The 205-nt window shown below is 61.5% G+C and carries 1 protein-coding gene; it reads left to right on the top strand.

The features are described from left to right. The first annotated feature begins 8 nt into the window (after nucleotides 1–8). A complete protein-coding gene (locus NE547_RS18750; RefSeq protein ID WP_370866869.1) occupies nucleotides 9–179 on the top strand; it encodes a transposase in 171 nt (56 codons plus the stop codon). The last annotated feature ends 26 nt before the right edge of the window (nucleotides 180–205 follow it).

Genomic DNA, 205 nt, shown 5'->3' on the forward strand with positions numbered 1-205 from the left:
TGCTCTGGATTGTCCGGAGCGGTGCTCAGTGGCGTGAGCTGCCGGCGGCCTATGGCCCCTGGCAGTCTGTGTACGCGCGATTCTCCAAGTGGCGGGATGACGGCACACTGGAGGCAGTATTTCACGCGCTGTCCGGGGACGCGGACATGGAGAATCTGAGCGTAGACTCCACTGTGTAAAGGTACATGAAAGCGCCAATGGCGGG

It is taken from the genome of Flavonifractor sp. DFI.6.63 (assembly GCF_024462255.1).
GTDB classification, from domain to species: Bacteria; Bacillota; Clostridia; order Oscillospirales; family Oscillospiraceae; genus Lawsonibacter_A; species Lawsonibacter_A hominis.